This window comes from Nonomuraea spiralis (assembly GCF_014648435.1).
Lineage (GTDB): Bacteria > Actinomycetota > Actinomycetes > Streptosporangiales > Streptosporangiaceae > Nonomuraea > Nonomuraea spiralis.
Window position 1 is genome coordinate 232,585 of the sequence record NZ_BMRC01000009.1, and the last position, 26,220, is coordinate 258,804.

Sequence of the window (26,220 nt, forward strand, 5' to 3'; positions counted from 1 at the left end):
AAGCCGGACCGGAGACCTCCTTGAAATTAGATCATTTCTCTAGAAAAATGCTCCGATATGTCGATCATGGTGGTGACCGGTGGCAACCGGGGCATCGGATACGCGGTGTGCGAACGGCTGGCCGGCGAGGGCCACAAGGTGCTGCTGGTCGCACGGGACGCGGAGCAGGGCCGCGAGGCCGCCTCGCGGATCGGCGGCGACGTCCAGGCCGTGGCCGGACGGCTCGACACGGCGGCGTCGGTCCGGCGCCTGGCCGCCGGGCTGCGGGACCGGTGCGCGCGCATCGACGTACTGGTGCACAACGCCGGGATCTGGCCCGCCCGCCGCACCCTGACCGAGGACGGGCTGGAGGAGTCGTTCGCGGTCAACCATCTGGCGCCGTTCCTGCTCAACCATCTGCTGGAGGACCTGCTCGGACGGGTGGTGCAGGTCACCGCCGGCCTGTACGCCAAGGGCAGGGCCGAACCCGGGCGCACGTCCGTGGGCGCGTCCTTCTCGCCGATGCGCACGTACGCCGACACCAAGCTGTGCAACCTGCTGACCGTGCCGCTGTTCGCCGAACGCTGGCGCGCGGCCGGGACCACGATCGACGCCGTGCACCCCGGCGTCATCCGTACCGGGCTGGGCGACCGCGGCGGCCCGCTCGGCCTGCTGCTCAAGGTCGCCAAGCGCACCTGGGCCGCGCCGGAGGAAGGCGCGCGGCACGTCGTCTCCCTGACCGGCGCTCCCGGCACCGGCCGCTACTTCGACCAGGACCGGCAGGTCCCGTTGCAGGGCCCCGCGCTGGACGCCGAGCTGGCCCGCCGCGTCTGGGACGAGGCCGAGACGCTGACGGCCGCCCGATGACCCGGCACCGGCGCAGCGAGGAGACCGTGCGCAGGCTTCTGGACACGGCCCTGGAGGTGTACCCCGCCGACTTCACCCTCCGGGCCGTGACCACGCGCAGCGGCGTCAGCATGGGCAGCGTCTACCACCACTTCGGCAGCCTGGAGGGACTGGCCGCCGCGCTGTACAGCAGGTGCATGGACGAGCTGCTGGACACCCTGATCGCCGCCGTCGGGCCGGCCGCGGACGCCCGCGACGGCGTGCGCCGCGCGGTGGCGGCCTACCTCGGCTTCACCGCCGCGCACGCGGCCGAGGCCCGCTTCATCCACGCGGCGCCGTACGCGCTCGACCTCGGTCCGTACGCCGAGCGCATCGCCGCGGCCAAGGCGTCCCGGCTGGCGAGGCTGAACGCCTGGATCGGCGCCCGCATGGAGGACGGCTCGGTCGCACGGCTGCCGGCGGCGCAGGTGGAGATGTTGCTGATCGGGCCGGTGGCCGAGGTGAGCAGGCGGTGGCTGGCGGGCGCGCCGGAGATCGACCTGGCCGAGGCGGCCCGGATCCTGCCCGACCGCATCTGGTTGTCGCTCGCCGGCTGACCGGGGGCCTCGGGATGAGCACGACGGGATCTGTCGGAGTCGATCTCTAGGCTGCCGCGCATGACGAGTGCGGCAAGCTCATCGACCTCCACGGAGGCGGCCTGGCAGGACATCCGGCGGCTCGTCGGGATGCGCGCCCTGAAAGACCTGGCCGACCGGGTGCTCGCCCTGACGGACGACGAGCGGGCCGACGCGGCCGACCGACTCCCGGGGCTGCTCGACGAGGCCAGGCGGACCACCACCTCGCGCGCCGAGCCCCCGGCCCCCGGGCGCCCTGCCGCCGAGCCCTCCGCGTCCGAGCCCGGGGTCTCCGGTTTGGGGCAGGCGGGGGTGGATGCCGACTGGATGCGTGGGCTCGGGGTGCGGATGGGGGTGTCGGACAGCGATCGGGTCGGTGGGTTCGGGGAGGTGTTGCGTGTCGTGGGCGCCGGCGCGCTGCCGGGGCCGGCCGCCGTGGCCGCCTGGCTGGGGCGCCGCGAGTTCGTCCCGCGCTGGGGCACGCCGCCGCACCCCGCCGAGGTGATCCGCGTACTGGCCGCGCGTCCGGCCGTGTTCCAGGCCGACGTGGCCGCCAGGGTGGCCAGGAAGATCCGTACGGCCGACGACCGGCTGGCCCCGCTCGCGCTCGCGCTGCTGCGGGCCTTCGGCGGCACCCCGCTCGACCACGATCCGCTCGTCACCGCCTGGCTGGCGGCCTGGCCGGTCCGTCCCGACCCGTTGCTCGTCCCGCTGCTGCCGCGCGTCTTCGAGGCGGAGGGGGTCGGTCGCGTCCTGCGCGGCGAACGGCTCGACCCCGTGCCCACGCCCTGGCTCGCCCTGATCAAGCGGCTGCTCAACGCCGGGCGGGTCTCCCGCGAGGAGCTGGCCGACGGCTGCGTACGTCGTTTCCTGCGCGGGGGCGACCCCGCCGACCTGCGTTTCTTCGTACGGCTGCACGAGCTGGCCGGTCCGACGCGGGAGGAGGTCGCCGTCTGGTCCCGCGACTACCTGCGCCTGCTGCCCGCCGCCCCGGGGCCGGTCGCCGAGCTGGCGCTGACCCAGGTGCGCCGTACGGGCCCGCACGACGACGGCGACGTGAGCGAGGCGATCGCGGCGCTGACGTTCCGGCCCGAGGCCGGGCTGGCCCGCGCGGGCCTGCGATGGCTGGAGGAGGAGGTACGCCGTGCCCCCGCGCGGGCGGCGGACCTGGCCCCCGCGCTCGCCACGGCCTCCGGGCACGACTCGTACGAGGTCCGGCGACGAGCCGCCAGGATCGCGGCCCGCCACGCGACGGCGTTCACACCGGCCGCCGACGTGCTGTCCACCGAGATGCCGGGCGCGGAGGTGTCGGGCACGGAGGTGCCGGGCGTCGAGGTGCCGGGTGCGGAGGTGGCGAGCACGGAGGTGCCGGGCGTCGAGGTGCCGGGTGCGGAGGTGCCCCAGCCGTTTCCGGAGCCCGGGTTCGGGAACGGGCGGGACGGCTGGGTGGGTGGTGAGCGATGGCTGGCGGCGCTCGTCGCCGGGGTGGCGGGTGACCGGGAGGCCGTGCGCGCCGAGGTGGCGGCCGAGTTCGACGGCACGTACCCGCAGCTCTACGACCACGACCGCTGGGTCGGCGCCGGCTTCTGGGTCGCCGCCCTGGCCAAGGAGGTGCTGCGGCCCGGCGGCGACCCCGTCGCGGAGCCGCGCCTGCCGGAGCCCCGGCACGTCTCGCCCCCGCACCTGTTCCTGCTCCGCCGTTTGAGCGAGGTCTACCAGGCACTCCGGGCGGGGACGCTGCCTCCCGTACTGCTGGCCACCCCCACGGCGCTGACCGGGCACCTCGACCCCGAGGTGCTGGTGGACCGGCTGGAGACGACCGTCGCGATGGGCGCCGAGCCGCTGCCCGCCGACCTGTGCCAGGCGCTGCTGCGCCTGCCCAGGGGCGGCCATCCCGGCGCCGCCGCCCGCGCCGCCCGGCTCGGCCGGCCCGCCGCCGTGGTCGCGGCGTGGCTGGACGGGGACAAACTGGCCGATCCCGAGACGGGGGTGCGGTGGTCGTACATCGAGGACGACACCGAGCACCTCTTCGACGAGCGGGAGCCGGTGCGCCTGACCAGCCAGGTCCGCCTGGTGCCGGTGCTGCGCGCGCGGCCGACCGGGCACGTCCTGATCGACGAGCTGCTGGCCGAGCCGTCGCGGTGGCGCTGGAACGACCACGGGCGGGCGATGGACTGGTGGGCCGCCACCCTGCCCTCCCACCGGGAGGTCGTCGCCGTCAACCACCTGCCCCACCTGGTGCACCTGTGGAACCACCCCGGCGTCCAGGTCTCCCACTTCGCGGCGCTGGCCGACGCGGACGGCCCGCCGGGGGAGGCGTTCGCGCTGGTCGTTGCCTGTTTCGTGGCCGGTGGCGACGTACGGGCGCTGCCGGTGGTGCTGCGGATGGCGGCCAGGGGCGAGCTGCCGGGCGAGGCGGTCGGCAGGCAGCTCGCGCTGCTGGTCCGGCGGGCCTCGTTCCAGGTACGACCGATCCTGCGCGCGCTCGGGGACCTGGCCGGGCAGGGGGCGGACGAACCGGTGTGGCGGATGCTCACCGGGCTGCTGCCCGGCCTGCTGCCGGGGCCGGGGGAACGGCCGACGGTGACCCACTCCGACGCGGTGGCCCTGGCCGCCGACGTGGCCGGGCGGGTGGGGGCGCGCGGCGCGATCCCGGTGGTGTCGGCGCACGCGGCGAGCGGCCGCGACACCCGCTTCGTCCGCGAGTGCGGCCGTCTGCGCGACCTGCTCGGCTGATTGCCCCCGCGGGCGATGTGCGCCGGGGAAATGGTGATGCGGCGGCGCGGCCGGACGGGGACGCCTACGATCCGGCTATGGACGTCGTACTCGGTGAGTGGTCCATCGGCGAGGAGCTCGGACGCGGCGGCATGGGCGTCGTGCACGCCGCCACCCGCCGTGACGACGGCACGCCGGGAGTGGTCAAGTTCATGCGGCCGGACCTGGCCGAGAAGGAGCCACAGGCGGCGGCGTACTTCGACCGCGAGATGCGGGCCGGCACCGCGTTACGCCACCCCCACCTCGTGCACGCCACCGCCGTGGGCGAGGCGGACGGCATCCCGTTCATCGTCATGGAGTTGTGCGCGGGCGGGAGTCTCGCCGACCTGGTGGCCGAGCGGGGGCCGCTCACCTGCGAGCGGGCACTGCCGATGTTCGCCGGGCTGCTCGACGGGCTGGCGTACGCGCACGCCGCCGGGTTCGTCCACCGCGACATCAAGCCGCGCAACATCCTGCTCACCGCCGACGGCACGGCGAAGATCGCCGACTTCGGGTTGGCCAAGGCGTTCGAGGCGGCCGGGTGGAGCGGGCTGACCCGTACCGGCGCGCTGCTCGGCACGCCGTCGTTCATGCCGCGCGAGCAGGTGCTCAACTACAAGTACGCCCGCCCCGGCGTGGACGTCTGGGCCATGGCCGCGACCCTGTACCACGCGCTCACCGGCAGCACGCCGCGCGACTTCACCCCCGGGCGTGACCCGTGGCTGACGGTCTGCACCACCAGGCCCGTGCCCGTCGCCGAACGCGACGCGGGCGTGCCGGCGGCCGTCGCCCGTGTGCTCGACCGGGCCCTCGACGACGCCGACGGGCTGCCCCATTCCAGCGCGGACGAGCTGCGCGCCGAGCTTCAGGAGGCCACGCATGACGACTGACTGGCGGCCCGGCGAGGTCGTGGCCGGTGACTTCGTCGTCGAACGAGACCTCGGCCGGGGCGGCCACGGCCGCGTGACCCTGGTACGCAGCCGCCGCTCCGGCGAGCGCTACGCCGCCAAGCGCCTGGTCAGCGAGGACCTGGTCGAGCAGGGACGCCTGCTGGCCGAGGCGCAGCGCTGGGTCGTACTCCCGGCCCACCCGCACATCACCGCCTGCCGCTTCGTCCGTACGATCGGCGACGAGGTGGCCGTCTTCAGCGAGTACGCGCCCGGCGGTTCCCTGGCCGACCGCATCGCCCGCCGCGACCTGACCGAGACCGCCATCCGGACGGCCGCCGCGCAGGCCGCCTGGGGCCTGGACGCCGTCCACGCCATGGGCATGCTGCACCTGGACGTGAAACCGGCCAACATCCTGTTCGACGCGGACGGCACCGCCAAGATCGCCGACTTCGGCCTGGCCTCCAGGCACGAGGTGCCGCCGGCCCAGACCGCCCAGCTGGAGGCGGTGATCGACTACATCGCGGGCGACCTCGGCGAGGCGGCCAAACACGTGTTGTGGACCCAGCTCGCCGGGGAGCAGGACACCATCGCCGCGGTGCCGGCCGGCGCCACCTCCGCGTACGCCTCGCCCGAGCAGGCCGAGGGGCGCGCGGCCGGTCGCGGGGCCGACCTGTGGAGCTGGGCGGTCACGGTGCTGGAGATGTTCGTCGGCGAGCGGACGTGGCCGTCGGGTACGGTCGTCCCGTTCGTGCTCGACGCCGTCGCGGGCGGGCGCCAGGCATGCCGGGTGCCGCTGCCTCCTGACGTCGCGGACCTGCTCAGGGCGTGTTTCGCCCTCGATCCCGCCGACCGGCCGCGGTCATTGGAGGAGGCGTCGCGGGTCGTGGGCGTACCCGGCCTGACGGCGCCGGGGCGGCCTTCGGTCACGGCGTCGTCCGAGCCGCGCAGCAGGAGGTTCGGCGAGGGCGCGGGGTGGGAGGACCCGCGTGGCTACCTCCGCTTCGCCTACGAGGCGGTCGGCCGCGACCCCGACGAGGCGATCGCCCGCTGGCCGCGCAGGGGAGGCGGATTCGCCGCCCACGCCCTCGCCGACCTGCACGCCTTCCAGGACGTGGCCACCGTCCTACGCGAAACCCTCACCGAGGACCGGAACGCCGAGGGGCGGCAGGGCGAGGGAAGGCAGGGCGAGGGAAGGCAGGGCGAGGGGCGGAACGTCGAGGTGCTGGCTCGGGTTCTGGTGAGCCAGGCGCGGGTCAGGCAGGCCCTCGCCGACGACGGCGGCGCGATCGGCGACCTGCGTTCGGCCGCCGCGCTGCTGGACACCGCCACCCCGGCCCACCGCGCCATGCGCGCGTGGACGCTCCACTGGCTGGCCATCGCGCTGCGCGAGCACGGCGACCTCGCCGAGGCGCGTACCGTCGGCAAGGAGGCGATCGCGGGCGCGGACGACGTCGGCGACCCCGAGGACGCCGCCCGGTTGCGTGGCTCGGCGCTGCTCGCCCTGGCCAACACCATGATCGCCGACCGCTCGGGAGACCCGTTCGAAGCGCTGGGGGCGGCGCTCGACGAGCTGCGCGCGGCGCGGAACGTCGGCGGCCAGGCCCGGGTGCTGGCCGCGACGGCGGCCCTGCGCGAGAGGCGGGGCGACGGCGCGGCGGCCGCCGCGCTGTGGGACGAGGCCGACGCCCTGCTCACCGCCGCCGGTGAGGACGAGGACGACGCGCCCACCGCCGAGAGCGTCCCGGTCGTACGCGCGCTCATGGCCATGAACCGGGCCACGCTGGCCTCCGGCATGCCCGAACGGCTCGTCCACGCCACCCGCGCCGTGGACCTCCTGACCCCGCTGGTCGAACGCCAGGGCCGCCACGACCTGTCCACCGAGCTGGCCGCGGCCTGCGTGAGCGCCGCGTACGCGTACGAGCACCTGGGCAGGCCGCAGGAGTCGCTGGCCGCCTACCGGCGCGGCCGCGAGCTGTACGAGCGCGCGGTCGTCCGCGACGGCCGTACCGACCTGGCCGACGAGCTGAGCGAGTGCCTGGAGTTCGAGTCCACGCTCACCTTCAACCTGTTCGGCGCCGAGCAGGCGCTGGAACCGGTGCGCGCGGCGGTCGAACGATGGCGTCGCCTGGCCGAGCTGGAGGGCATGGACCGGTGGGGCAGGCAGCTCATCAGGGCCCGCGTCCGGCTGGCCATCACCCTGGAGGACGCCGCCCGTCCCGGCGCGCTGGAGGTGCTGGACGAGGCCGCCCGCGACGCCGCCGCGCTCGGCCCTGCCCGTATATTGCGGTTCGCCACCCAGATCGCGACGATCCACCGCGAGCGGGCCGTCGTGCACCGCAGGTCCGGCGACCTCCAGGCCGCCTTCGACGAGTGCGAGGCCGCCCTCGCCGTTCTGGACGAGGGCGGCGACGAGGCGACGACCACGCGGATGCTGACCCTGGAGACGCTCAGCGCCGTCCTGGCCGAGGCCGGTTACGCCGACGAGGCCCTGAACGCGCTGGCCGCCGCCACCGGCATCGCCGAGACGCTGGCCGCGACCGGCGGCCGGGACGCCGCCGCGCTGGCAGACTCCCACCGGCGCCTGGCCTCGCTCCTGATGGAGACGGGACGCCCCGAGCAGGCCGCGCAGGAGGGCGCCACGGCCGCGGCCCTGTACGCCGAGGTCCTGCCCAACCGCCCCGACCTGCGCTTCGACGCCTTCCGCTGCGCCTACCTGACCGGATCCGCGCTGCACATGCTGGGCCGCGTCGAGGAGGCCGCGGACGCCTACCGGCAGGCCCGCGCGTCCGGCGGCGGCCTGGGCGACGACGACGTGTCGATGAGCAGGCTCAGGAGCCACCCCGGCATCGCCCGCCGCCTGTACGAGTCCACGGGCGCCGAGCCTCCCGACACGGCCACCCTGTTCAGGGTGCTGGACGGCCAGATCGCCGAGCTCGACGCCCTGCTGGCCCTTCCGCCCGAGCGCCTCGGCGAGCGGCTGGCCGGGATCGAGGCGTCGATGGCCCAGGCGGGGGAGCTCGGCCGGTCCGGCCACACCCACGAGGCGTCGCGGCTGCTCGAACCGCTGCTCGGGAGCGCGCTCTGGCTGAGTCGCAGGCATCGTGGCGAGGCGGCCGCCGTACTGGCCGGTGAGCTCGGCCTCAGCCTCGGCGTCACTGCGCTGCACGCCCAGCGGGACGCCCCGGCGCTGCGCGGCTTCCGTACGGCGGTCGCGAGTTACGGCGAGCTGGCCGGGCGGAGCGGCGGGGAGCGCCACCGCGAACGCTGGTTCGACGCCCACATCGGGCTGGCGACGTGCCTGACGGTGGTCGGCGACGCCGCCGGGACCGAGGAGGTCGCCCGCGAGCTTGAACGCCAGGTCCGCCGGTGGACGCCCCACCGCGTCGGCCACTGGCGCCGCCGCCTGCGCACCTCCCTCGACGGCCTGCACGGCCGGCGGGAGCGCTGATCGGGCTAGCCGGCGGCCTTGGCCACGGTGACGATCTCGCGGCCGGAGGCGGTGTCGACCGAGACGCGCCCGGCGGCGATCAGCGCGTCGAGCACGCGGGAGAACTCGAAGAGCTGCAGGCCCGACAGCGCCTGCAACTTGCGCGGCTCGGACCCGCCGTTGGCCCGGAGGGCGTCGAGCAGCACCTGCTCGGCGGGCGGCGTCTGGTCGAGTATCGGCCGCAACGAGGCCACCAGCTCCATCAGCACCTTCTCGCCGACCAGCGCCTGCAACGACAACCCCAGCACGTACGACTTGACCTGCTCGGGCAGCGTGGCCTCGCGGCCCGAACGCAGGGAGGTGATCCGGTCCTCCACCACCTTGGTCTCGGCGGGAGTGAAGTTCTGCAGGGCCGCCATGCTGTACTGGAACAGGGCGTCCGCGCCACGCTCGAACGGGAACCCGGCCATGATCTCGCCGACCACCTTCGTCCGGATCCGCGCTCGCCCTCGATCGACCGCCCGGTCGGTGGCCGACAGGATCACGGTGAGCACCGCGCTCGGCCCGACCCCGATGACCTGGTTGCCCGCGGTGACGTTGAACAGCGAGCTGCGGAACAGCGCGCCCGACCCGAACCCGGCCACCAGCACCTGCGTGAACGCGACACTCTCCCCGGCCGCGCCGAACGTCCACCGGAACTGGGTGACCATCCACAGGGCCGCCACGGCGCCCCCCGCGTTGACCGCCAGGTAGAGCGCGGCCGGGACCGACAGCAGCGCGCCCGAGGGGTCGTCGCGGTAGCGGGACACCAGCTCGGCCAGCGCCACCATCGCCCCGATGAGCGCCACCGCGGCGTACGAGATCCACATGGCTCAGGCCTCGCGGTAGAGGTGGACGATCTCGTCGCCGGGCGGGCCCGTCACGGTCACCAGGCCGTCCTCCGCCAGCTCGGCCAGCATCGCCGTGAACTGCAGGAACGGCATCCCGGCCCGGCTCTGCAGGTCGGCGATCGGCAGCTGGCCGTCGGCGTCGACCAGCGCGCGCACGGCCTCGCGGCTGCGGGGGGAGCTCAGGGCGCGGCGGAAGGCGGTGGCCGCCTTGTCCTCGCCCGTGGCCACCGAGTAGTCGGCGCCGTCGCCCCGGCGTGGCGGCGGCGGCATGCTGTTCACTCCCGGAAGCTCGCGCTCGTTCGACATGGGCGCCCCCTCCTGTCGGCCTGGGTTCACCTTGGTGCAGGTCGCGAACCCTGTCAACGACGGGGCTCGGTCGGGGCCGCCGGTATGATGGGGGCGGCTCCCCTGTGCCGGGAGCCGCGGCGGTGGGGCCCGCCGCCCCCCGTCCGTTCGGGGATAACCGCGGCGTCGGCCGCCAACGGTCCCTGCCAGAGATGTGCCACGCTCACGTGCTGGTAGGAGATGCCTCATGACTCACGCCCGTCCCGGCAGGCCCGATCCCGCCTCCGAGGAGGAGCAGCTCGGTGGTGCGCACGCCGTCCGGGCGGAGGTCGATCCGGGCGCCGCGGTCGATCCCGACATCGACCTCCATGTGCCCGCCCAGCGCAGGGAGCTGGCCCGGGCGCCGGTCGCCACCCTCGCCGTCATCGCGGCCGGCGGCGTGCTCGGCGCGCTGGCCCGGTACGCCGTCCTGACCGCCTTCCCGGTGCCGCCCGGCGGCTTCGCCTGGCCGACGCTGGCCGTCAACGTCTCCGGGTGCCTGCTGATCGGGCTGCTGATGGTGGCCATCACCGAGGTCTGGCAGGCCCATCCGCTGACCCGGCCGTTCCTCGGTGTGGGCGTGCTCGGCGGCTACACCACGTTCTCCACCTCCATCGCCGACGCCCAGGGGGCCCTGGCCGCGGGGGAGCCGCGCACGGCGCTGGCGTACCTGGCGGTCACCTTGGTCACGGCGCTGGCCGCGGTGTTCCTGGGGCAGACGCTCGGACGCGGGCTGTTCGGCCGCTTCGGCGCCCGTACCTCCCAGGGAGGAGGGCGGCCGTGACGACGCTGCTGCTGGTGGCGCTCGGGGCCGCCGTGGGCGCGCCCGCCCGCTACCTGGTCGACCGCGCCGTCCAGGCCCGGCACGACAGCCAGTTCCCCTGGGGCACCTTCACCGTGAACGTGGCCGGGTCGGCGCTGCTCGGCTTCCTGCTCGCGCTGCCCACTTCCGACGGGGTGCGCGCCCTCCTCGGCACGGGCCTGTGCGGGGCGCTGACCACGTACTCCACCTTCGGTTACGAGACCCTGCGGCTGCTGCAGAACGGCGCCCGCACCTACGCCGCGCTCAACGCCGTGGCCGGCGTCGCGGCCGGCCTCGGAGCGGCCTGGTGCGGCATCGCCCTGGCCCAGGCCGTCACCGGGTGAGCGGCCGGCGCGTTTGACGATCGATCGACGGGAAAGCTGAAGAGGGCCGGCGTACCCCATCCCGACGCCCGACAGACGAGACGATCATGCGTGTGGAGTTCGAGCTGCGCTGTCCCATCAGCGCCGATCTTGCGTTCATCCGCGACCTGGTGCGCATCCACGGCCGCCACGGCGGCCTGGCCGGCGAGCGGCTGGAGGACCTGGTGCTCGCGGTGAACGAGGCCGTCACCAACGTCCTCGACCACGGCGGCTCGGCCGGCCTGGTCACCGCGACCCGGGACGCGATCGGCGTGTGCGTGGAGATCCTGGACACCGCGGGCCGCCTGTCCCCCGACCACCTCGACGCCGCCGGCGTCGACCCGACCGCCTCCCACGGCTTCGGCCTGTGGGTGATCCAGCAGTTGTGCGACTCCGTCGCGCTGGAGCAGACCGGCCTCGGCTCCCGGCTGCGGCTGCGCATGCTGACGCCCTCGGACGCCTCCCGCGATCGCGGGAGGCGTCGGAGCGACGCCATGGCCGGCGCATTCCCGTGGTCCTAGCCCTGGCACATTCCTTCTACTCGAAGCCCGCATGTCAGTAATCATCCGATAACGTAGTGTGATGATGGCTGATCGGGGTGACATCGCACACCGTCCGGACGGCTCCGGCGGACAGCCCCAGGAGTGGCTGCTGCGCGCGGCGTTCGACGGCACGGGCATGGGCATCTACCTCACCGATCCGGCCGGCCACATCACGTGGGCCAACCCCGCGGCGGCGACCCTGCTGGGCTTCCCCACCGACGAGCTGCGCGGCGCCGACGCGCACGACATGCTGCACCGCCGCCTCGACGGCACCCTCCCGCCCCGCTCCGGCTGCGAGCTGGTGACGGTGTGCCGGGAGGGCCGGTCCGTACGCAGCGAGTTCGCCACCTTCGCCACCGCCGGCGGCTCGCTGCTCCCGGTGTCCTGGCTGGCCTCGCCCCTCGACCCGGACGGCGAGCCGGCCGGCGTGGTCGTCGTCTTCATCGACATCGTCGAACGCCTCGACGCGGCCGGCCGGCAGGCCGAGCAGCTCGTCCGCGCCCAGAAGCTGACCGAGCAGTTCCGCCTGCTGACCGAGCTCAGCGCCGTCCTCACCCAGACGCTGGACGTGAACGAGGCGATGACGCGGCTCGGCCGGCTGCTGGTGCCGCGCCTGGCCGACTGGGCGGCCGTGGACATGTTCCTGGGTCCGCGCGACCTGCGCCGGCTGGCCGTCGCCGCGTCCGGGGTCGAGCCGGTGGACCCGTCCTGGTTCGCCGAGTTGCCGTCGCTGCCGAAGGGGGCCTCCCGGTCGGCGCTGGTCCGGGTGTTGCGCGGGGAGCAGGCGCTGCTGCTCGGCCCCGAGCAGATCGCCGCCCCGCCCGACGGGCCGCTGGCCGCGGCGCACGACGCCCTGTTCAACGTGCTGGGCGGCTCGTCGGCGATCGTGGCGCCGCTGCGTACGCCGCGCCGCGTGCTGGGGGCGCTGACGGTGGCGCGTACCAGCGCGACGCGGCCGTACACGGAGGCGGACGTGGACCTGGTGGCCGACATCGCCCGCACCGCGGCCCTGGCGGCCGACAACGCCTGCCTGTTCGGCCAGCAGCGCGACATCGTCGACACCATGCAGCGCCACCTGCTGACCCCGTTGCCCCAGGTGGACCACCTCCAGCTCGCCGCCCGCTACCTGGCCGCCCCGGCCGGCTCACAGGTGGGCGGCGACTGGTACGACGCGTTCGTGCTGCCCGACGGCGTCACCGCGATCGCCATCGGCGACGTCGCCGGCCACGACCTGGAGGCCGCCGGGCAGATGGCCCAGCTCCGCAACATGCTGCGCGCCCTGGCCTGCGACCACAAGGAGTCGCCCAGCCTCATCCTCGACCGGCTCAACAAGGTCATGGCCGTGGCCAGCGACGTCCCCACGGCCTCGGTGATCCTGGCCCGCATCGAGCCGCCGCGGCCCGGCGGCGAGCCGGACACGCGGATGTTGCGCTGGACCAGCGCCGGTCACCTGCCGCCGCTGCTCGTCACCGCGCACGGGCAGGCCCGCTACCTGGAGGAGGGGCAGTCCCTGCTGCTGGGCGTGCACCTCGACGACGTGGCCCGGCGCGACGCCCTGGTCCCGCTGCCGCCGGGCAGCACGCTGCTGCTCTACACCGACGGGCTGGTCGAGGTGCCCGGCACGAACCTGGACACCAGCCTGGCCCGGCTGCGCCGCCACGCCGGCACGCTGGCCCGGAGCTCGCTCCACGACTTCTGCGAGGAGGTGCTGGCGCTCGCGCCGTCGCCGCGTACGGACGACATCGCGCTGCTCGCCCTGCGTCTGCCGCCTCCCGGAAGGTAGGACCCGGCGATCAGGGTGCGGTGAGGGCGGCGTCGATCGCCACGGCGTGCCGCTCCAGCCACGTCTCGCGCCGCTTGATCCGGTCGCCGACGCCCTCCTCCCACATCCGGGCCCAGCCGCCGCCCTGTTCCTCGGCGATCTGCCGCATCGAGAACCACGACCGCCGGGTACGCAGCAGGGCCACCTCGACCAGGCGTGCCCGGTCGGTCTCCGACATCCCGTAGGCGTCGGCGAGCAGGCGGCAGCGGCGCGGCACGTCCACCTCGTGCAGGGGCGGATCGGCGTCGGCGGGGTCGGCCAGCGGCGCCCAGTACATCATCGCGTTCATCAGCTCGTCGACCCGGCTCGTCGGCCTGGCCATGTCGAAGTCGATCAGTCCCACGGCCTCGCCGTCGCGGAACACGATGTTGTCCGGCGTGTAGTCCAGGTGCCCGACCAGCTCCGGCGGGTACGGCGGCGCGGGCGGCATGCCCGGCGGCTCGCTGAACCCGAAGTCGGCCCGTACGCCCTCGGGCAGGACGAACCCCGCCACCGCCTCGTGGTAGGCGCGTACCAGCCGGCCCACGGAGGTCAGCCGCTCCTCGTCGGCCAGCCACGCCGGCCTGGGACGCCCGGCGACCTCCCCGGGGACGAAGGTCAGCACCTCGCGTCCCGCGGCGTCGATGCCGAGGAAACGCGGCGCGCCCGCGAACCCGGCCTCCTCCAGGTGCCGCAGCAGCGCGTGGACGAGCGGGGAGTTGGTGCCCACGGGGCGGCGTACGGTGTCGCCGACGCGGACGACGCCCGCGGTGACGTCGCCGCCGGCGAGCTGGATCTCGGGTTGGGGGTCGGCGGGTTCGGTGTAGGTCAAGGAGTTCATCGTTTCCTGACGTTCTGGGGGAGTGGGTCGGTCATGATCTCAGGCGCGGGCGGGGGCGGACAACCGTCCGGGACGTACCCGCGGGCGATCTGCCGGACGATCTCCGCGACGGCGGCCGGGTGGGTGAGGTGCGGATGGTGCCCGGCGCCCTCGATGGTGGTGACAGAGGCTATGGGGCCCGGGTCGCCGGTCAGCGGGTCCAGTTCGCCGGCCACGAGGTGCACGGGGACCGGGCCGCCGAGCAGCGTACGGAGGGCGGCGCGTTCGGCGGGGCGGTGCGCGGCCCGCAACACGCGCGCGGTGCGCCGGGCGACCCCGGGACGCCGCAGCCCGGCGGCGGCGCCGGCCACCGCCTCCCGGACGCCCTCGTCCGGGACGGCCGGGCCGAGAAGGGAGGTCGTGAGACGGTCGGCGCCGCCTCTTCTGAGGAGGGGGCCGGCGAGCAGCAGGGTGAGCCGGGACGGCCTCCGCTGGAGGAAGTAGGGGGAGAGCAGGACCAGGGCCGCGACCCGGCCGGGGTGGGCGGCGGCGTAGCGGAGCGCGGGCGCGGCGGCGGCCGAATGGGCGACGATCACCGGACGGGTGCGCACCGGCGCCAGCAGCCCGGTCAGCCACTCCAGCGGGCTCGCCGCAGTGGGTGACGAACGCCCCAACCCCGGCAGATCGGCGACAAGGGCGGATGGGGTGCCGTCCTGTTCGTCGGGTTGGGCGGATGGGGTGCTGTCCAGTTCGTCGGGGAGGTGGGAGGGAGTGCTGTCCAGTTCGTCGAGCAGGGCGTGCCAGGAGTCGCCGTCGAGCGGGAGGCCGTGCAGGAGCACCAGGTCCGGCGAGGTGCGGTCCCCGGCGACGTACGTACGCGACCCGGCCACGTCGTGGAACCCCCCGGGACGCGCGGCCGGCGCCGCCCCGAAGCGGTCCGCGACCAGGCGGTCGGCCCAGCGGCGCAGCGCGTCCCCGGCGGGCGGCTGCCGTAGCCCCGCCGAGCGGGCGACCCGGTCGGCCGAGCCCGTGTCGTAACGGTCCTCGGTCAGGAAGCCCAGCGTCTCGGGATCGGCGCCGGTCAGCGCGGGCGGCAGGCGGCGGACCAGGGCCACCGGCACACGGAAGCGCGGCGCGGGCACGCCGAGGTGACCGGCGAGCAGCCGGATCAGGTCCGGCAGGTCGGGCGTGGCGGGATCGAGCACCCAGTGCAGGCCGCCGGGCTCGGGATCGTGCTCGGGCACGGCGGCCATGAACCGGGCGAAGTGGTCCACCGTCACCACGGGCACGAACGTGCGGGCCCCGCCGGGCAGCGCCGGCAGCCGTCCGGTCCACAGGTCCCGGACCAGCGCGGCCAGCCCGAGGTACTGGCCGGCCTCGCCGGTGCGCGAATGGCCGATGACGCTGCTCGGGTTCACCACGGTCAGCGGTACGCCGAGCCGCGCCGCGCTCACCCGTACGGCCGCGTCCCCCTCGGCCTTCGAGCCCTCGTACGCCCCCTTTGTCCGGTACAGGGCCGCCAGTTCGGCCTCCGGGAGCGGGTGGCGCGGGTGGGGGTCCAGCCCGACGCGGTACCCCGACACGTGGACCAGCCGGCGCAGGCGGGGCCGGGTGGCGGCCCACTCCAGCACGTTGAGCGCGCCCTCGACGTTGACCGCCCTGGCCTGCTCGCGTTCCATGCCGAAGCGGTAGAGGCCGGCGGCGTTGAACACGTCACGCGTGCCGGTCAGCCGCCGGTCGTCGGCCGCGCTCAGGCCCAGGCCGGGCCCGGCGGTGACGTCGCCCTCGACCAGTACGAGCCGCGTGGCGTCCACGCCGTGCCCGCGCAGCCAGTCGCGCAACGCGTCGTCCCGGCGGCGGACGACGGCCGCCACCGTACGGTCCTGGTCCAGCAGGTGCAGGACCGTCCATCTCCCGACGAAGCCGGTCGCGCCGAACACCACGGCGTCTTCCATCAGCAATCCTCTCTAGACCGATCTGCATATTCTGCGGGCACGGAAAACCGCCCGCTCACGCCAGCAGCCTGACGAGCTGACGGCGGGCCCGTTCGACGGGAAGGCGGCTACGGCCGGCGCGGGCCAGCACCAGCGAGCCTTCGACCAGCGCGAGCACGGTCGCCGCGAGGTCGTCGGCCGCCTCGTGCCCGCCGGCGCGCAGGGCGTCGGCCAGCCGTCGTTGCCAGCCCTCGTAGATGCCGCCGCAGATCCGCTGCAAGTGCTCGTTGGACGAGGCGACCTCCAGGGCCACGGTCGCCACCGGGCAGCCCTTGGCGTAATCGGCCGCGACCATCCTGTCGGCCAGCGCGTCCAGGAGGGCCGGGACCAGCTCGCGGACGTCGGGGACCGTGTCGGCCAGGCCGGCGATCATGGCGTCGACCTCCCGTCCGGCGGCGGTGAGCGCCTCGCCGACGAGCTGGTCCTTGCCGCCGGGGAAGTGGTGGTAGAGCGAGCCTCGGGGGGCGCCGGCCACCGCGAGCACCTCGTTGAGGCCGGTGCCGTGGGAGCCCTGGGCCTCCACCAGCGTCCGGGCCGCCGCGATGATCCTTGCCCGCGTCTCGTCGCCTTTGACCGCCATGCGGCTCACACTAGACCGGTCTGCATATTTCTGTCCAAGCGGGCCCGGGGCCGGCCGCCCGCGCCGGGGGACGCGGGCGGCCGGCCCCGGTGGTCAGGCGGCTTCCTGCCGGCGCTGGCAGTTGATGCAGAAGCGCGCCAGCGGGCGGATCTTGAGCCGTTCGAACGGGATGCCCGCCTCGCAGTGCGAGCAGCGGCCGTACGCGCCGGTGGACAGCCGGTCGAGAGCCTGGGTGAGCTCGGCGATGGCCCGGTCGGCGGTGGCGAGCGAGACCAGCAGCTCCTGCCAGGTGCCGTCGGCGCCGCTGCCGTCCTCGGCCGCGGCCTGGAGGCCCAGCAGGTGGCGGGAACGCCGCTCTAGCTGCTCGTCGATGTCCTGACGCAGGGACTGGAGCTGCACGGTGCTGAGGTGGTCGGTCATCGAATGTTCCTTTCCGCGGGTGGTGCGGGGATTCAGAGGGCGATTACGGGCGCCGCCGGGCGCAGGCACAGGCGCAGCAGGCCGCGGATGGTGGCGTGCTGAGGCTCCGGCGTGGCGGTGACCTGCGTACGAAGGACCGTGTGCAGGCGGTCGAGCAGCCGCGTCTGCAGCGCGCCCCCGCCCGTGACGGTCAGGCCGTTGGCGCGGGCCGCCGGACGGAGGTGGGCGGGCTGGCGGCGCAGCAGGCCGGCCGTCATCTCCACGACGCCCTCCAGCGCGTCCGGCAGCAGGCCGGCGCTGGTCGTGGCGCTGAGCTGGAGCGCCGCGGCGTCGGTGACGAAGCCGCCGCTGACGACGACGGCCTCGACGATGCCCGCCCCCACGTCCAGCACCAGGTACGGCCCGGGACCCGCGATGTCCACGCCCGCGCCGGCGGCGGCCGCCAGCGGCGCCTCGACCAGCGTCACCTCGCAGCCGGCCGCCTCCGCGACAGCCGTGCGCACCGCCTGGCGGTCGCTGCCCGTCGCCGCCCTCGGCACCCCGGCCATCACGTGCTCCAGCGGCCTGCCTCCGGAGAGCCAGGCGTCCTGCAGCACGAGATGCACGAGCCGCAGGCAGGCCCCCGGGTCGACGACCATGCCGCGCCGGATCGGGCGGACCGGCATCCCGGCCGCGCTCTCCGGCGACGGGACGACGACCGCCGAGGGCCGGTCGGCGATGGCGAACCCGTCCAGGGACAGCGAACGGGTGCGCGAGGTTCCCAGGTCGAGCACCACATGGGCGCGGTGGACCGCGGGTGGTCGCGGTGAGTGTTCGTGGACTGATCCGACGTCGGACATGACGATGATCGCTCCTTGCTCGTACGCGGAAGACTCGTACGCGGGACTCGTACGCGAAGGACGAGAGAAAGGGCGTGTCCCGTATCCGGGAAACGCCACGGCGGCGCCCTCGGGCCGTACGGGAACCCGCGGGCGCCGGGCAGCACGAGCACCCGGCACGCGAAGGCCGGGCACACGCGACGACCGGCCCCGCGGCGCGCTTGGCACGGCCGGGAGGCGGCGACTCGTGAAGGAGGAGAGCTAGATCAGCGGCGGGCTGCGCGAGCCCGCCGTGCGGTGCCCGATCTGCTGCGGATCGCGGATCGCGGCCGCGTCCGTGCCGGGCGCCGGGAGCAGCGTGAGATGGGCGGCCTCGGCGTGGCGCATGCCGCGCAGCGGCGGCCAGAGCGAGAGCACGTGGTGCTCACGGCCGCTGGACGCCTGGGGCGGCAGGCTCGGCATCCGGTCGCCGCCCTTGTCCGGGTTCCACTCGTGGCCGGTGGAGAAGGGTTGCGCGGATGTCTGGTCGTCGGCGTAGGAGGGGCCGGCGACCAGCAGGGACAGCAGAACCAGGCCCACCACGCAGCACAGCGCGATGGGGCCTCGTGTGGTTCTCCACGGTCCCGTCATAAGGCCGACCATAGCCCAGGCGGTGAGAAAAGGCATTACCGTCCGTTTCCCGATTCGCAAGGACGGTCCGCGGGGGGCGGGAAGGCGCTTCGGGTGGGGCGCGAGGGGGCTGGGGAGACGCTTGAGGTCCGGCGGGTGGGGTGGCGGACGGGGTGTTTCGGCGGAGGTGTCAGAGGGCGGACTGCTGTCGGGTGAGGCGGGGTCGGGGCTGGCGGCGGGGTTCGCCGGGAGACGTGGCGCGTGGCCGGTCACCGGACCGGGAGCCGGTCTTCGTCCGGTGGCCGGTATGCGTCATGTCGCCGGGGAACCCCGCCGTTCAGCGTGCGGATGTCTCAGCGGGAACGTCGCCGAGGACTAGTTGAAGCCCCCGTCGAAGTTCTCGCCCCACTCGCCCCAGTCGTCGTCGTCCCCGTGGTGCCCACGGTCGTCCTTGTCGTTGTCGTCGACATGGTCGTTGTCGTGGTCGTCGTGGTCCTTCACCGGCCTGTGGCTGCGGCCGGGAGGGCCCTGCGGACCGCGCGGGCCCTGCGGACCACGAACGCCGTGGTGGTGGCGGTGGTCGTCGTCGTGGTCGTGGTCGTGGCCGCCCCACCAGCCGCCCCAGCGCGGACCCCACCACCAGCGAGGACCGCAGTGGCGCCAGCCGCAGTGGCCCCTCAGGACCGGCTTCTCCCCGGCCGGGCTCTGATACGACGCGGTGGTGGCAGTGCCGGCCTGCGCCGGCATCTGGCCGCCACCGAGCAGCAGCAGCGCGCTCGTGGCGAGCACCGCCGCCGGCTTCTTCATAGTTGATTTCATCGCACTTTCCGTTCAGAGGTTTTTGAGAACCGCCGCGGGACATGTCGACTGCCGTCGGTCTCCGGCATGAGCAGTCTTACCCGCGCATTGAGTTCCGAGTTCTGACAAGACAGGCATGAGCTGCTAAAGCTTGACCAGATTTACGAGGGCCCTACAGCCGACTTGTCCAGTTTTATCGACATAAGAAGCGGTGGTGTCGCTTTACTGTGACTCGATAAATCCCTAGCACTGCCGTCCAGAAGACGCGGCCCCGCCGGAGCCTGTGCCGCGAGCGGCCGGCGGGGCGGGCGTGGGGGTGCCGGTTTAGCCGTACGTCCGCTATCGTCACTGTCATACGCGAACTAGACAGTGAGGTTCGGATGGTGAATCGTACGGACGTACGGCTGGAACTGATGACCGGCGACGAGGCGCTCGGGCGGCGCACGGAGCTGATGGACCTCTACCGCGAGGTGTTCACCGGGCCGCCGTGGAACGAGGGGGAGGGCGAGGTCGCCGACTTCGGCGACCGGTTCGCCGTCGACGCCGCGCGGCCGGGTTTCCGTGCCGTACTGGCCTTCGGGGACACGGGGCTCTGCGGGTTCGGGACGGCCTGGACGACGGCGTCGCCGCTGCCGGTCGCGCGCAGCTACGGCAAGGTGCTGGCGGCGCTCGGCCCGGAGGGGGTGGACCGGCTTCTCGCGGGGGCGCTGCAGGTGGACGAGCTGGCGGTGGCCCCGCACGCCCGCGGACGGGGGCTGGCGGGGCGCATCCTGGACCTGCTGTGCGGCGGCGACCGTAGCTGGTTGCTGACCTCGACGGGCGCTCCTGACGCCATTCGCCTTTATGAGCGGCTGGGGTGGCGGCGGGCCGGTGAGAATGACGGGATCGTGGTGTTCACCAACCCCGAGTAAACACGAAGTATCACGATATCTGGAGCGAACAGGGTGGGTGTCGAATAAGTCGGACATTGCGGTGTCGGTGAATCACGGTGAAAGGCGGATGAATTTTCCGTAGAGCCCAAAGAATGGCGGTCGAGTGATTTGGGCGATCAGATCTGACTATCTGGGTAGATGTCAGATTTGCCTTTGAGCGCGCTCGAACTCCTATGGTTCACCGCATGACGAACCTTGACACCGGAACCCACCGGGAACAGCAGTACGAGCACGGCCTGAAGGTGCTGCGGGAGATCGACGGCGAGGCCGGGCAGCGAGTCGTGGACTCCCTCGCCGATGTCTCGCCCGAACTGGCCCGCCAGGTGGTCGGCTGGGCCTTCGGTGAGATCTACGACCGTCCCGGCCTCGCCCCCCGCGACCGCCAGTTGGTGACCCTCGGCATGCTCACCGCGCTCGGCGGCTGCGAACCTCAGCTTGACGTGCACGTCAACGCCGCGCTCAACGTCGGCCTGACCCCTGTTGAGATCACCGAGGCCCTGCTGCACTCCGCCGTCTACTGCGGCATGCCGCGCGCGATCAACGCCACGTTCGTGGCGAGGAAGGTCTTCGCCGACCGCGGCCTGCTCCCCGTCGGAGGCGGAGTGGAGGACGGAGTGGAGGATGGCGTGGAGGACGGCGTCGGGGACGGGGGCATGGAGGGCGGCGGCAGGGGGTGACGGGCGCAGGGTGACGGGGGCTCGGGGGCTCCCTTCCGGCCGGCTGGTCTGTCATGATCGATTGCGATGAGCGTGCAGGCGTTACAGGCGACGGATCCGTCCGAGATCGGCGGTCATCGGCTGCTCGGGCGGATCGGCGCGGGCGGCATGGGCGTCGTCTACCTGGCCAGGAGCCGCCGCCGGGGCCTGCTGGCGATCAAGGTGATCCGGCACGACCCGGCCGACGCCGAGGCCATGGAACGCTTCCGCCGGGAGGCCGCCACGCTGCGCGGCCTGCGCAGCCCGTACGTGGCGCCGCTGGTGGACGCCCGGGTGACGACGCCGCCGTACTGGCTGGCGACCGCGTACGTGCGGGGGCCGACGTTGTTGCGGGCGGTGTCGGAGCGGGGGCCGCTGTCGTACGGGCTGTGCCTGCGCCTGCTCGCGGGGCTGGCCGCCGCGCTGGCCGACGTACATGGGCACGGCGTGCAGCACCGCGATCTCAAGCCGCACAACGTCATCCTGTCGCCCGAGGGGCCGCGGCTGATCGACTTCGGCATCGCGCGGTCCCCCGGCCAGAGCACGATCACGACGTCGGGGGAGATCGTCGGCACGCCGGGCTACATCGCCCCCGAGGCCGTACGGCGTGAGCCGATCACGGCGGCGGCGGACGTCTTCGCACTGGCCGGCACGATCGCGTACGCGGCCACGGGCCGTCCGCCCTTCGGCCGGGGCGAGCCGATGGCGGTGCTCTACAGCAGCCTGAACGCCGACATCGACGTGGGCGGCGTGGATCCGCGGCTGGCGGAGCTGATCGGCCGCTGCGCCGCCCGGAACCCGGCGGACCGAATCACCGCCGACCAGGTGGCGTCCCTCGCCGCGAACACCGCCGCTAACACCGCCGGGGACGCCGTAGGGAATGCCGCGAACGCCGCTGGGCCGTGGTCCTGGGGTGATGACGAGGAGTATCAGGCGCTCGTGGGGGCCGTCGGCCTTGAGGAGGACGTACCGACGGGGGCGGTGACGCGCCGTGCGGGGGCGTCCTGGGCGGGGCGGGCGCTGGCGGCGGGCGCCGTCCTCGCGGCCGTCGGCGCTACCGCCGCGATCATGCTCCCCCGCCTCACCAAGCCCTCCACTCCCAATCCCAGCACCGCCACCAGCACCACGACCGCCACCATCGCGCCCGCCGGTGCCACGCCGACCTCCGTTGCCACGTCCCCCGCGACCCCGGCGACCGCCTCCGGGGATCCCGGGGGCGGCGTGGTGACGCAGCCTCCGCCGGGGCCCGCACCCACCGGCCCCGTACGCTGGAGCGCCGTGCACGGGCCCCGATGCGTGGCGGAGTGGTTCTACGCCGATCCCGCCTGGCGTCCCGTCAGCGGCGGCTGGAAGCGCGACGGCTGCGAGGGCGCGGCCCTGGCGCTGCGGGTCGGGAACGAGCCGGCCCACTTCAACCAGGGCGTCAACTGGTACTTCGACACGCGCGGCGGCGCCCGCTGCACCATCGACGTGCACATCCCCGACGACCCCCGCTCGACCGGCCTCGCCTTCTACTACCTGGACGACAACAACACCAACGCGCCGCACCTCGGCCCGCCGGTCACGGTGGACCAGCGCGCCTACCGGGGCCGCTGGGCCCCGCTGGGCACCTGGACGGTCCCGGCCCCCGGCCGGCTCACCGTCCTGGTCGGCAACCAGCCCGTCAAGGCCGACGACACCCACGAGGTGACGGTCTCCGCCGCCCGCGCCCGCTGCCGGTGGTGACAACAGGACGGTCGGCGCAGCCCGCCCCCCGGGGTCAGCGCAGTGTCTTGCCCAGGGTGAACGTCTCCGGGTAGGAGTACCTGACCCGCAGCACGAGCTTCGGCTTGCGCGGCTGGCTGCCGGCGTAGGCCAGCAGGCCCGAGAAGAAGTCGAGGCCGTCGGCGTTCACGCCGACCTCGATGCAGCCGTGGCTGTAGCCCTTGTGTGAGTTGTGCAGGTAGAAGCCGCCGCGCCCGAACATGTTGCCCTTGATCGGGGTGAGCCGGACGCGGAAGGTGCCCCAGTCGGGGAAGACCGGGCCGTTGCCGCCCACGGGGAGGAACTGCAGGCCCTCCTCCGGGTTGGCGACGGCCTTGTCGCCCCGCTGGTTCGCCGCCTCGATCGAGCCCTGGCGGGGGTCGATGTGGGTGAGGAACGAGTACAGGCCCTCGGGCAGCGGGCCGTGGTCCTTGCTGTTCTGCATGGTGCCGATCTGGTGTCCCACCAGGCCCGAGGTGGCGGCGTACAGCAGGGGGCCGGCTCCCCGGAGGGCGGCGGGCATGGATCTGCGCCAGTAGAGGAACTTGCCGGTGTAGACGAGGTCGGCCTCGTCGTCGGCGTCCCGGACGTCGAGGTCGAACTGGCCGAGCGTCCTCAGGGCGCCCGTACGCGGCACCTCGACGGCCTCGAAGCGGCCCGATCCCGGCGTCCTGCCGGTCAGCGCGAACACCCGGTACGAGCTCTGCGGGCTGTAGGAGGCCCGGGTCTCCTCCAGGAACACCCGTCCAGGGTCGTGGTGGAAGAGCACGGCGTGCACGTTGTCGTCGGGTTTCTCCCCCTTCCACATCATCGGCTGGGTCTCCTCGCCCACGTTGAGCGAGACGCGGGAGACCCGGTCGTTCTGGCTCCTCTGGAAGCAGAAGTACGTCATCGGGCCGGCCGCCCTACGAGATCGTCGCGAGGTTGGACGTGAGCGCGATGTCGGTGCCGGACGACGGCGTGTACTCGTGCCATTCGGCGATGAGCGCGCCCTTCTCGCCCGGCTGGAGGATCGGCACGGGGGACTGCGTGCCCCGGTGGGCGAAGCTCAGGCGTTCGACCACGATGTGCGTGGCGTCCGGGATCGCGACGACGACCTGCGCCTCCTGGATGCGGCGGTCGTCCTCCACGTCCAGCACGACCGGCAGCCCGACGACGAACGCCGAGCTGTTGCCGACCCTGATGTTCACCGGGTTCGGGCTCGGCGCGAGGTCCGACGACGACGTGGTGAAGGCCGCGTCCTGGAGCCGGGTGGCCGCCCGTTCGGGGTTGGCGGGCGGGACGCCGGGATAGTTGCGGTCGTCGTAGGCCGCGATCTCCTGCGCGATCGTCAGGTACGGCCCCGGGACCGGCGCGCCGACCGCGCCCCCTTCGGCGAAGCGCATCCACTCCTCCTCCCAGCCCTTGCGTACGGTGAGCACGATCCGCGCGCTGCCGGCCCGCAGGAACGCCTGCCTGGTCGGGTCGGGATGCCGCAACTGCCGGATGAACGGCCAGCTCGGCGGTACGTCCCAGAAGTAGGAGTACAGGAACGTCACCACGTTCTCCCACTCGATCGCCTGGTTGATGAAGCGCACCAGGTCCTCGTGCCGCCGCAGCAGCGACCACTGCTCCGGGCTGAGGCCGAGGCTCGGGCCGTCGAAGCCGATGCCGTGCTGGAGGTCCACGCGCGCGGCGAGGAAGGCGGCCAGGACGTCGGCCGGCATGAAGTCGAAGTCGCTCCCGAGGATGAACCGCAGGACGCACTTCATGATCTCGTCGCTCTCCTCGCGCCGCAGCGTCAGGGTGTCGACGTTGGCCAGCTTCTCCTCGATGGCCGCGATGCGCGCGGCGATGTCCTCCTGCTCGGCGAAGTACCTGGTCTGGGCCGCGTTGTAGAGCGTGTTCCAGACGTCGGTGCGCCACTGCTCGACGGCCTCGGAGGTGAGGTCGAGCCGTACGCCGAGCCCGACGAACACCCGCTCGGAGTGGTGGAAGAAGAAGGTGATCTTGTGGCGGCCGGTGAAGCCGCGCATGTAGGGCGTCGTGCCGTCGAACGACATGATCCGGTGGTCGCGGATGATCAGCGCGTCCGACAGGTTGCGCCAGGTCGGCTCGGAGCGGGCGCCGATGACGTCGAAGTTCATCTTGTCGTCGGAGTCGTCCTTGCCGACCTGGGCGTCCAGCATGATCTCCCGGATGTGCGTGCCGCCGGGCACGTCGAACTCCAGGTCCAGGAACCACCAGTTGCCGTCGGTGTTGACGTGCGAGCTGACCGTCAGGGGCGTCGGCTCCTCGGGGTGCGGCCGTACGGTGACGCCGTGCCGGTCGGCCAGCCACTGGTACTTCGGGACGCCGGTCGGGGACGGGTCGCCGTTCTGGTCCACCAGGTCGGTGGTGATGTCGGAGTGCCTGACCGGGAACACGAACGGGCCCTGCTGCGCGCGCAGCAGTTCGAGCTCCGCGTACGCCCGCCGCATCGACGCCCCCGGCTCCGGCACCGCGATGTCGTACGTCAGGCGCAGCCCGTACCGGTAGAGCCTGACCCGCCACTTGCGCATCAGGCTGAAGTAGTCGATCCGGACGGGATCGTTGCCCGTGTTCTTCAGCACGCGGGTCGAGGTCTCCTCCGAGCCCGTCACGGTGGTCGTGGAGATGGTCACCTTGTGCTCGCGGCGGGAGCGCGAGGACGCCTTCTGCGTCGTGGCGCGGGCGTGCTTGATGCTCTCGGCGGCCGAGGCCGACTCCGAGCTCTGCGCGGTGAACCCGGTGGTGCTGGAGCCGGAGATGATCGGGATGCCGCCCTGTACCGTGCCGGTGATGTTGAACTGGTTGGAGTGCTGGCTCTGCGACGACGTCGACTGCGACAGGTCGGTGTTGTCGGTCACGCCCGTCTCGCTGACCTCCTCCAGCGAGTCCGTCACGATGGTGGTGAACTCCTTCGAGGTGACCGACCACTCCTTGTGCGTGACCGCCGTCTGCTCGCCGGGGGCGAGCGGGATGGTCGAGACGAGCTCGCCGCGCTGGATCCCGATCGGGACCATCTCGATGCGTTCGAGGTTGAGCAGGCCGATGGGCGGCGCGGCGGTGTTGACCGTCAGGCCGCGCAGGGCCACCGCGGCGGTGTTGAGCGCCTGCGCGGCCCGGACGGCCGCGTCCCGCTCGCCCGCGCTCTCCGCCTCGCGCAGGCGTTCGGCGCGCAGCTCGATGAGCGTCCCGGCGAACAGGGCCAGCTCGGCGGCCGGCACCCGCGACAGCGCGGCCGGGTCGGGGCGCGGCGCCGCGACCGGCTGCCCCTCGAAGCCCTTGAGCAGGTCGAACGCCTCCGCCGAGACGCCCGGAGGTGTGCGCCCGGCGCCCTGGAGGCGGTCGCGTACCTCGTCGGTGTCGCCGGGGGACAGTGCGAGCTGCCGGACCGCCCCCAGCTTGACGATGCCGCCGCCCGCGTCGTCGTGCGCCGTGGGCACCCGCAGTGGTACGAGCGTGCCCTTCAGCACCTCTCGCGCGGAGTTGTCCAGCACCGGCGCGCTCGGCGGGGACGGCGGACCCGCCGCCGCCCCGCTGTGGATGTCTGCCATGGTCGTCCCCCCTCGTGGATGAG

The 26,220-nt window shown here is 73.6% G+C and carries 23 protein-coding genes; 12 read left to right on the forward strand and 11 right to left on the reverse strand.

The genetic code is table 11. The features are described from left to right. Window positions 1-57 precede the first annotated feature (57 nt). From IEZ27_RS23885 to IEZ27_RS23905, 5 genes are all read left to right on the forward strand, one after another. Window positions 58-846: an SDR family NAD(P)-dependent oxidoreductase gene (locus tag IEZ27_RS23885; protein WP_189649277.1), complete on the forward strand. Its 789-nt coding sequence runs from the start codon at window positions 58-60 to the stop codon at window positions 844-846. A gap of 26 nt (window positions 847-872) precedes the next feature. Continuing rightward, entirely contained in the window at window positions 873-1,421 is a 549-nt protein-coding gene (locus IEZ27_RS23890; protein ID WP_229824267.1) for a TetR/AcrR family transcriptional regulator, read from the forward strand. A gap of 60 nt (window positions 1,422-1,481) precedes the next feature. Beyond that, window positions 1,482-4,175 carry a hypothetical protein gene (locus IEZ27_RS23895; protein ID WP_189649279.1) on the forward strand — a complete coding sequence of 898 codons (2,694 nt, stop codon included), beginning with the start codon at window positions 1,482-1,484 and terminating at the stop codon, window positions 4,173-4,175. Between the two features lie 77 nt (window positions 4,176-4,252). Further along, entirely contained in the window at window positions 4,253-5,083 is an 831-nt protein-coding gene (locus IEZ27_RS23900) for a serine/threonine-protein kinase (protein WP_189649280.1), read from the forward strand. After that, a complete protein-coding gene (locus IEZ27_RS23905) occupies window positions 5,073-8,531 on the forward strand; it encodes a protein kinase domain-containing protein (protein WP_189649281.1) in 3,459 nt (1,152 codons plus the stop codon). Before IEZ27_RS23900 ends, IEZ27_RS23905 begins: the two co-directional genes overlap by 11 nt. Window positions 8,532-8,536: 5 nt before the next feature. Here IEZ27_RS23905 and IEZ27_RS23910 read toward each other — a convergent pair whose 3' ends face one another. Together IEZ27_RS23910 and IEZ27_RS23915 are read right to left on the reverse strand one after the other, a co-directional pair. Beyond that, window positions 8,537-9,379: a hypothetical protein gene (locus IEZ27_RS23910; RefSeq protein ID WP_189649282.1), complete on the reverse strand. Its 843-nt coding sequence runs from the start codon at window positions 9,377-9,379 to the stop codon at window positions 8,537-8,539. Window positions 9,380-9,382: 3 nt separating this feature from the next. Further along, window positions 9,383-9,706 carry a hypothetical protein gene (locus IEZ27_RS23915; protein WP_189649283.1) on the reverse strand — a complete coding sequence of 108 codons (324 nt, stop codon included), beginning with the start codon at window positions 9,704-9,706 and terminating at the stop codon, window positions 9,383-9,385. Window positions 9,707-9,932: 226 nt separating this feature from the next. Here IEZ27_RS23915 and IEZ27_RS23920 point away from each other — a divergent pair, with 226 nt between their 5' ends. The 4 genes from IEZ27_RS23920 (at window position 9,933) to IEZ27_RS23935 (ending at window position 13,213) form a co-directional block, all read left to right on the forward strand. Further along, the gene (locus tag IEZ27_RS23920; RefSeq protein WP_189649284.1) at window positions 9,933-10,508 is read left to right on the forward strand and encodes a fluoride efflux transporter FluC; all 576 of its coding nucleotides are present in this window, start codon (window positions 9,933-9,935) and stop codon (window positions 10,506-10,508) included. Further along, window positions 10,505-10,870: a fluoride efflux transporter CrcB gene (gene crcB / locus IEZ27_RS23925; protein WP_189649285.1), complete on the forward strand. Its 366-nt coding sequence runs from the start codon at window positions 10,505-10,507 to the stop codon at window positions 10,868-10,870. Before IEZ27_RS23920 ends, crcB begins: the two co-directional genes overlap by 4 nt. A gap of 86 nt (window positions 10,871-10,956) precedes the next feature. Beyond that, window positions 10,957-11,409 carry an ATP-binding protein gene (locus IEZ27_RS23930; RefSeq protein WP_189649286.1) on the forward strand — a complete coding sequence of 151 codons (453 nt, stop codon included), beginning with the start codon at window positions 10,957-10,959 and terminating at the stop codon, window positions 11,407-11,409. Window positions 11,410-11,470: 61 nt separating this feature from the next. Next, window positions 11,471-13,213 (forward strand): SpoIIE family protein phosphatase, encoded by a 1,743-nt coding sequence (locus tag IEZ27_RS23935; RefSeq protein WP_189649287.1) that lies wholly within the window; start codon window positions 11,471-11,473, stop codon window positions 13,211-13,213. 10 nt (window positions 13,214-13,223) lie between these two features. Here IEZ27_RS23935 and IEZ27_RS23940 read toward each other — a convergent pair whose 3' ends face one another. The 7 genes from IEZ27_RS23940 to IEZ27_RS23970 all read right to left on the reverse strand — a co-directional run bounded on the left by IEZ27_RS23940 (window position 13,224) and on the right by IEZ27_RS23970 (window position 19,291). Next, entirely contained in the window at window positions 13,224-14,063 is an 840-nt protein-coding gene (locus tag IEZ27_RS23940; RefSeq protein ID WP_229824268.1) for a phosphotransferase, read from the reverse strand. A 5-nt stretch (window positions 14,064-14,068) separates the two neighbouring features. Then, window positions 14,069-16,006, reverse strand: coding sequence for an alpha/beta fold hydrolase (locus tag IEZ27_RS23945; protein WP_229824269.1), 1,938 nt, complete (start codon window positions 16,004-16,006; stop codon window positions 14,069-14,071). A 55-nt stretch (window positions 16,007-16,061) separates the two neighbouring features. Continuing rightward, complete coding sequence (locus IEZ27_RS23950) at window positions 16,062-16,625, reverse strand: TetR/AcrR family transcriptional regulator (RefSeq protein WP_189649289.1); 564 nt, start codon at window positions 16,623-16,625, stop codon at window positions 16,062-16,064. A gap of 93 nt (window positions 16,626-16,718) precedes the next feature. Then, window positions 16,719-17,045, reverse strand: coding sequence for a TraR/DksA family transcriptional regulator (locus IEZ27_RS23955; protein WP_125636292.1), 327 nt, complete (start codon window positions 17,043-17,045; stop codon window positions 16,719-16,721). A gap of 32 nt (window positions 17,046-17,077) precedes the next feature. Next, on the reverse strand, window positions 17,078-17,884 hold the full coding sequence (locus IEZ27_RS23960; protein ID WP_189649290.1) for a rod shape-determining protein: 807 nt from the start codon (window positions 17,882-17,884) through the stop codon (window positions 17,078-17,080). Between the two features lie 240 nt (window positions 17,885-18,124). Then, window positions 18,125-18,493 (reverse strand): hypothetical protein, encoded by a 369-nt coding sequence (locus tag IEZ27_RS23965; protein WP_189649291.1) that lies wholly within the window; start codon window positions 18,491-18,493, stop codon window positions 18,125-18,127. A 354-nt stretch (window positions 18,494-18,847) separates the two neighbouring features. Beyond that, on the reverse strand, window positions 18,848-19,291 hold the full coding sequence (locus IEZ27_RS23970) for a hypothetical protein (protein WP_189649292.1): 444 nt from the start codon (window positions 19,289-19,291) through the stop codon (window positions 18,848-18,850). Between the two features lie 359 nt (window positions 19,292-19,650). Between IEZ27_RS23970 and IEZ27_RS23975 the strand changes: the two genes are divergently transcribed. The 3 genes from IEZ27_RS23975 to IEZ27_RS23985 all read left to right on the forward strand — a co-directional run bounded on the left by IEZ27_RS23975 (window position 19,651) and on the right by IEZ27_RS23985 (window position 22,622). Next, window positions 19,651-20,181, forward strand: a complete 531-nt coding sequence (locus IEZ27_RS23975) for a GNAT family N-acetyltransferase (RefSeq protein ID WP_189649293.1) — start codon at window positions 19,651-19,653, stop codon at window positions 20,179-20,181. Window positions 20,182-20,387: 206 nt separating this feature from the next. Further along, entirely contained in the window at window positions 20,388-20,879 is a 492-nt protein-coding gene (locus IEZ27_RS23980) for a carboxymuconolactone decarboxylase family protein (protein WP_189649294.1), read from the forward strand. A 66-nt stretch (window positions 20,880-20,945) separates the two neighbouring features. Next, the gene (locus tag IEZ27_RS23985) at window positions 20,946-22,622 is read left to right on the forward strand and encodes a serine/threonine-protein kinase (RefSeq protein ID WP_189649295.1); all 1,677 of its coding nucleotides are present in this window, start codon (window positions 20,946-20,948) and stop codon (window positions 22,620-22,622) included. Window positions 22,623-22,656: 34 nt separating this feature from the next. On the opposite strand, the gene IEZ27_RS23990 is transcribed toward IEZ27_RS23985, so the two are convergent. Beyond that, window positions 22,657-23,532 carry a hypothetical protein gene (locus IEZ27_RS23990; protein ID WP_189649296.1) on the reverse strand — a complete coding sequence of 292 codons (876 nt, stop codon included), beginning with the start codon at window positions 23,530-23,532 and terminating at the stop codon, window positions 22,657-22,659. A 13-nt stretch (window positions 23,533-23,545) separates the two neighbouring features. Further along, window positions 23,546-26,197 (reverse strand): hypothetical protein, encoded by a 2,652-nt coding sequence (locus tag IEZ27_RS23995; protein ID WP_189649297.1) that lies wholly within the window; start codon window positions 26,195-26,197, stop codon window positions 23,546-23,548. Between the last annotated feature and the right edge of the window lie 23 nt (window positions 26,198-26,220).